Raw genomic sequence first — 5483 nt, forward strand, 5'->3', positions numbered from 1 at the left:
GGCCTACGGGTTTTGTAGGCCGGGTAAGGCGAAGCCGCCACCCGGCTTTTTTTACAGCAGCGGTGGGATCGTCGGCACCTGCGGTGCCTCGTCAATATCCTTCTGCGTCATACGAAACGCTTCCGGATAATGTTCACGGCTGGTGCGGCGCAGCGGCTCGGTATCGCGCCAGGTATAGAGACAATGCTGGCACTGATAAACCGTCCAGACCCCCTTCACGGGTGATGTCGCCATCACTTCAATATGTTCATCGGCACAACGTGGACAAATCATCTTTTCCTCCTTATTGACGTGCTGCCAGCATCGCGGTCAGTTTTTCAGCCCAGGCTTTGGTCTCAGGCAGATCCTGTACCGGCTGGCTATAGTGGCCTCGGGTATCCGGGGCGACAGGCGTCGTCGCATCAATAATCAGTTTGTCGGTAATGCCCGCCGGGCTGGAGCCTGGGTCGAGTTCAAGCACCGACATGTTCGGCAGTTGCACCAGATCGCCTGCCGGGTTGACCTTCGATGACAGCGCCCACATCACCTGCGGGAGGTTGAACGGGTCAACATCTTCATCCACCATAATCACCATCTTCACGTAGCCCAGGCCATGCGGCGTAGTCATGGCACGCAAACCGACCGCGCGGGCAAAACCGCCGTAACGCTTTTTGGTGGAGATAATCGCCAGCAAACCGTGGGTGTACATCGCGTTCACCGCCTGCACTTCCGGGAATTCGGCTTTCAGCTGCTGGTATAACGGCACGCAGGTGGCTGGGCCCATCAGATAGTCAATTTCGGTCCACGGCATACCGAGGTACAGGGATTCGAAAATCGGTTTCGTGCGATAAGAAACTTTATCAATACGTACCACCGTCATATTACGGCCACCGGAATAGTGCCCGGTAAACTCGCCAAACGGCCCTTCGATTTCACGTTTACGACCTTCAATCACCCCTTCCAGGATCACTTCAGAGCCCCACGGTACATCGAAGCCGGTCAACGGTGCGGTGGCAATCGGGTATGGGCTTTCGCGCAGGGCACCCGCCATCTCATATTCTGACTGATCGTATTTCAGCGGCGTCGCGCCCATCAGGGTGATGATCGGATCGTTGCCGAGAGTAATTGCAATCGGCAGATCTTCCCCACGCTCTTCCGCTTTATGCAGATGCAGGGCGATATCGTGCATCGGCACCGGCTGCAGGCCGAGCTTGCGCTTACCTTTCACCTCCATGCGATAAATGCCGACGTTCTGCTTGCCGAAATTATCCGGTTCAAGCGGATCGCGCGAAACAACGCACGCTTTGTCGAGATAAAAACCACCGTCTCCGTCATTCAGGCGAAACAGCGGCAGGATGTCGAACAGGTTGATGTCTTCACCGTCCACCGTATTCTCAGCCCAGGCCGGGTTGGCGCGGCGCTCCGGTGCGATGGGGAATTTATCCCAGCGGCGGATAAACTCGTCGATCTGTTTTTTCACCGGGGTATTCGCAGGCAGCCCCATCGAAATGGCGTGGTTCTGCCAGGAGCCGATGGTGTTCATCACCACGCGGGCATCGGTAAACCCGCGAATATTGTCAAACCACAGCGCGGGCGCACCGTCGCCAATGCGACCGGTGGCGTTGGCTGCCGCCGCCAGATCCGGCTCCGCATTCACCTCTTCCTCAATTTTCAGCAGTTGCCCTTGCTCATCGAGTGCCTGCAGAAAGCTTCTCAAATCATCAAATGCCATTTTTATTCTCCTGTGAAAAATCTTTCGCCTCCCGCAGCCCATTCCAGCGGCGTGCCTTTTTATGCTCCAGACCAAACTGGTCGAGCACGCGGGTCACGATATGCTGGGTGATGTCATCGGCGGTCTGCGGATGGTTGTAATACGCAGGCATGGGCGGCACCATCGCCACGCCCATTCGGGAAAGCGCCAGCATGTTCTCCAGATGGATGGTGCTGAGCGGCGTTTCGCGGGGAACCAGCACCAGCTTGCGCCCCTCTTTCAACACCACATCCGCCGCACGGCCCACCAGCCCTTCGGCGTAGCCTGCGCGGATCCCCGCCAGCGTTTTCATGCTGCAGGGAATAACGATCATGCCGTCGGTACGAAACGACCCGGAGGAGATAGTGGCGGCCTGGTCAGCCGGGCTGTGGACAACGTCAGCCAGCGCAGCAACGTCCTGCGCGGTGTAAGGCGTTTCCAGCTCGATGGTGGTTTTAGCCCACTTCGACATCACCAGATGCGTTTCCACCTCAGGCATCTCCCGCAGCGCCTGCAGCAGCGCCACGCCCAGCGGAGCCCCCGTCGCCCCCGTCATTCCCACGATCAATCTCATTCATCACCTCAATTAATTTGTTCGTGTACGAACATTATAGGTAAACTACTCCCGGATCGTTTTTCTGACAAGATCGTTCGCATACGATCACACTAATTGCTAAAAAATGCCGCGTTATCATCCCGGGCTTTAGCGGCTATCATAGGGGGAGATTTTTTCCGTCGGAGTGTTCATGGAACTAAGACAAGAGGCGTTCCACCTGTTACGTCAGCTTTTTCAACAGCATACCGCGCAGTGGCAACATGCCTTACCGGAGCTGACCAAGCCGCAGTATGCGGTTATGCGTTCTGTTGCCGAGCATCCGGGCATTGAACAGGTGGCATTGACCGAAGTGGCAGTCAGCACGAAAGCGACTCTGGCGGAAATGCTGAGCCGCATGGAGGCGCGCGGGCTGGTCAAACGCGAGCATGACCCCGCCGATAAGCGCCGCCGGTTTGTCTTCCTGACACCAGAAGGCGAAGCCCTGCTTGAAGGAAGCAAGCCGGTAAGCAACGAAGTAGATGAGGCATTTTTAGGGCGCCTGAGTCAGGCCGAACGGGAGCAGTTCTCCGCGCTTATCAAGAAAATGATGCACGATTAATTCACGCTGGCACGCATAAAATCAATAAAGGTGCGTACTTTCGCCGGCACGTGCCGGGCATTCGGATAAACCGCGTAAATGCCCTGCCGCGCGAAGGTATATTCCGGTAAAACCGGCACCAGTTTTCCCGTATCCAGCGCATCGCGCACCAGCCATTCCGGCAGTAATGCCACTCCACCTCCGGCGAGTGCAAAGGCCATAAGAGCCTGCGCACTGTCGGCAAACAGGCGCGGCGCTTTTTTTATCTCCAGCGTGTCGGGCAAACCACCGGCATTTTTCACCTGCCAGCGCAGCGGCGAGGTTAAGCGCTCGTGGATAATCCAGTCCGCATGGGCAAGCTGCGCCAGCGATGCGATCGGATGAGTAACGAGCCACTCGGGTGTCGCAACGGGCAGGATCGAAAAGTGCGCGATCAATGCAGCGTGATAGCGTGAATCGGTAAGCGTTCCCAATCGGATAGCCACATCAAAGCGCTCTGAGATAAGGTCGGCATGCAGTGACGACGAAACATGACGCACGCGAAGATCCGGGTGCTGCTGGCTGAACCTTGCCAGCATCGGCACCACGACCTGTGAGCCATACTCAGGCGTGGTCGTGATCCGCAACTCCCCGGTGAGCCCGGCATGATTCGCGCGGACATCATCCTGCAACTGTTCTGCATCCTTCAGAAGCGCGACGCTGCGTTGATGAAAAAGAATACCCGCGTCGGTTAACGTCAGGCGGCGGGTGGATCGCAGCAACAGGGTAACGCCCAGTTCGGCTTCGAGCTGACGAATATTGAAGCTGACCACGGCTTTTGTCAGCCCCATCGCCTCAGCTGCCGCAGTGAAACTGCCGGTGTCTGCCACCGCAACAAACATCTGCGTCCGCTGTAAGTTAATCATCATCACGCCTTTTACCGTCAAAATATTTTTGACAGTATATCGCGCTTTGTCTGGTTTATCCGTGCCTGACGCGTCGATACGATACGCCTCCTCACGGGAGGAACCACCATGACCTATCGCAGCAAAGTCGCCGTTGTCTATCTGCTGGGCTTTTTTCTTGATTTGATTAACATGTTTATTGCCAGCGTCGCTTTTCCGGCAATGGCTCACGCCTTTCACGCCACGCCTTCAGCACTTGCCTGGGTCAGTAACGGGTACATTGCTGGTCTGACGCTGGTGATCCCGTTTAGCAGCATGCTCACGCGCCGAATTGGACCGAAGCGCGTCATCCTGCTCTCGCTTTTTCTGTTCAGCGCTGCCTCTGCTGCGGCAGGCTTGTCTGCCACGCTGGAAAGCCTGATTGCCTGGCGAGTGTTGCAGGGGGTGGGAGGAGGCTTATTGATTCCCGTTGGACAGGCGTTGACCTGGCAACAGTTTAAGCCTCACGAGCGAGCCAGACTCTCCTCAGCGGTTATGCTGGTCGCACTGCTTGCCCCCGCCTGCTCCCCTGCTATAGGAGGCGTGCTGGTGCAAACGCTAAGCTGGCGATGGATATTTTTCGCCACGCTCCCGGTTGCCATCGTGACCTTTGTTCTGGGCTGTTTGTGGCTTAAACACGAACAGCCCGCGATGAAAGCAAGCCGGCTGCTAAACCTGCCTTTACTTGCGGACCCGCTTTTGCGTTTTTCCATGCTGGTCTATGTCTGTGTACCAGGCATATTTATTGGTGTGAACGTCACGGGTATGTATTACCTTCAGAGCGAGGCCAATATGACACCCGGCGCAACGGGAATGCTGATGCTGCCGTGGTCTGTGGCATCGTTTGTCGCTATCACGGCAACGGGACGCTATTTTAACCGTATTGGTCCTCGTCCCCTTGTCGTCACAGGCTGTCTGCTCCAGGCGCTGGGCGTTCTGCTTTTACTGAGCGTCAGTCCGGCCAGCACAGCGCTGTTACCCACCCTTGCGTTTGTGTTGATGGGTGCAGGGGGAAGTCTTTGCAGCAGCACGGCTCAGAGCAGCGCTTTTCTGACAACGCGCCGGGAAGATATGCCGGATGCCAGTGCGCTGTGGAATCTTAATCGTCAGTTGAGCTTTTTTGTGGGTACCCTGCTGCTGGCGCAGGTCCTGAATCTTGCGCAGGCCTGGCTACCCCCGCTCGCCGCGTGGCACGGGATGTTTATTTTTGCCGCAGGCATGACCTTACTGCCTGTACTGTACGTTTTTCGTCTTAACAATACGCAGGTGCTCACCCAGCTGCGACAGGAGAATTCATGACGCCTTTCGAACACGAGATTATCGAGCTCCACATTGCACTTGAAAACTGGCTAGGCAAAGGCGAAGGCGATTCCGACGCCCTGCTCGCCCGTTTTCGGTCTGATTTTCTGATGATCCCACCCGGTGGGGTCCATATAGACTACAACGGGCTTGTTCGTTTTCTGGATAACCAGCGCGGAAGTCGTCCTGGGCTTAAGATCGTCATTGACGAATTATCGACGCGACAGAGCTGGGATGATGGCGCGGTGCTTCACTACCGGGAGACGCAAACCCGCCCGGATCACCCCATCAACGTGCGCTGGTCAACCGCAGTGCTGAATCAGGAAGATGGCAGGATCACATGGCGTCTGCTGCACGAAACGGCGCAGCCATAGCACAAAAGAAAAAGGCCCGTCTCAC

General features: G+C 56.5%; 7 protein-coding genes. 3 read left to right on the forward strand and 4 right to left on the reverse strand.

Features of this window, described 5'->3' with window-relative positions; genetic code table 11:
* Positions 1 to 51 precede the first annotated feature (51 nt).
* The 3 genes from L977_RS07255 to L977_RS07265 are packed head-to-tail and all read right to left on the reverse strand — an operon-like array spanning position 52 to position 2303.
* The gene (locus L977_RS07255) at positions 52 to 273 is read right to left on the reverse strand and encodes a non-oxidative hydroxyarylic acid decarboxylases subunit D (RefSeq protein WP_003862116.1); all 222 of its coding nucleotides are present in this window, start codon (positions 271 to 273) and stop codon (positions 52 to 54) included.
* Positions 274 to 283: 10 nt separating this feature from the next.
* Positions 284 to 1711 (reverse strand): non-oxidative hydroxyarylic acid decarboxylases subunit C, encoded by a 1428-nt coding sequence (locus tag L977_RS07260; RefSeq protein WP_047625492.1) that lies wholly within the window; start codon positions 1709 to 1711, stop codon positions 284 to 286.
* On the reverse strand, positions 1701 to 2303 hold the full coding sequence (locus L977_RS07265) for a non-oxidative hydroxyarylic acid decarboxylases subunit B (RefSeq protein WP_014885021.1): 603 nt from the start codon (positions 2301 to 2303) through the stop codon (positions 1701 to 1703). Before L977_RS07265 ends, L977_RS07260 begins: the two co-directional genes overlap by 11 nt.
* A 172-nt stretch (positions 2304 to 2475) precedes the next feature.
* On the opposite strand from L977_RS07265, the gene L977_RS07270 reads away from it, so the two are divergent.
* Positions 2476 to 2883, forward strand: coding sequence for a MarR family winged helix-turn-helix transcriptional regulator (locus tag L977_RS07270; RefSeq protein ID WP_014885022.1), 408 nt, complete (start codon positions 2476 to 2478; stop codon positions 2881 to 2883).
* On the opposite strand, the gene L977_RS07275 is transcribed toward L977_RS07270, so the two are convergent.
* Positions 2880 to 3767 (reverse strand): LysR family transcriptional regulator, encoded by an 888-nt coding sequence (locus L977_RS07275; protein ID WP_047625494.1) that lies wholly within the window; start codon positions 3765 to 3767, stop codon positions 2880 to 2882. The genes L977_RS07270 and L977_RS07275 overlap by 4 nt on opposite strands.
* Before the next feature lie 108 nt (positions 3768 to 3875).
* On the opposite strand from L977_RS07275, the gene L977_RS07280 reads away from it, so the two are divergent.
* Both L977_RS07280 and L977_RS07285 read left to right on the forward strand, forming a co-directional pair.
* Entirely contained in the window at positions 3876 to 5084 is a 1209-nt protein-coding gene (locus L977_RS07280) for an MFS transporter (RefSeq protein ID WP_047625496.1), read from the forward strand.
* The gene (locus tag L977_RS07285) at positions 5081 to 5458 is read left to right on the forward strand and encodes a DUF4440 domain-containing protein (protein ID WP_023338753.1); all 378 of its coding nucleotides are present in this window, start codon (positions 5081 to 5083) and stop codon (positions 5456 to 5458) included. The genes L977_RS07280 and L977_RS07285 overlap by 4 nt, the downstream gene beginning before the upstream one ends.
* Positions 5459 to 5483: the final 25 nt, after the last annotated feature.

The sequence above is a fragment of the Enterobacter sp. ZOR0014 genome (assembly GCF_000798855.1).
GTDB lineage: Bacteria > Pseudomonadota > Gammaproteobacteria > Enterobacterales > Enterobacteriaceae > Enterobacter > Enterobacter kobei.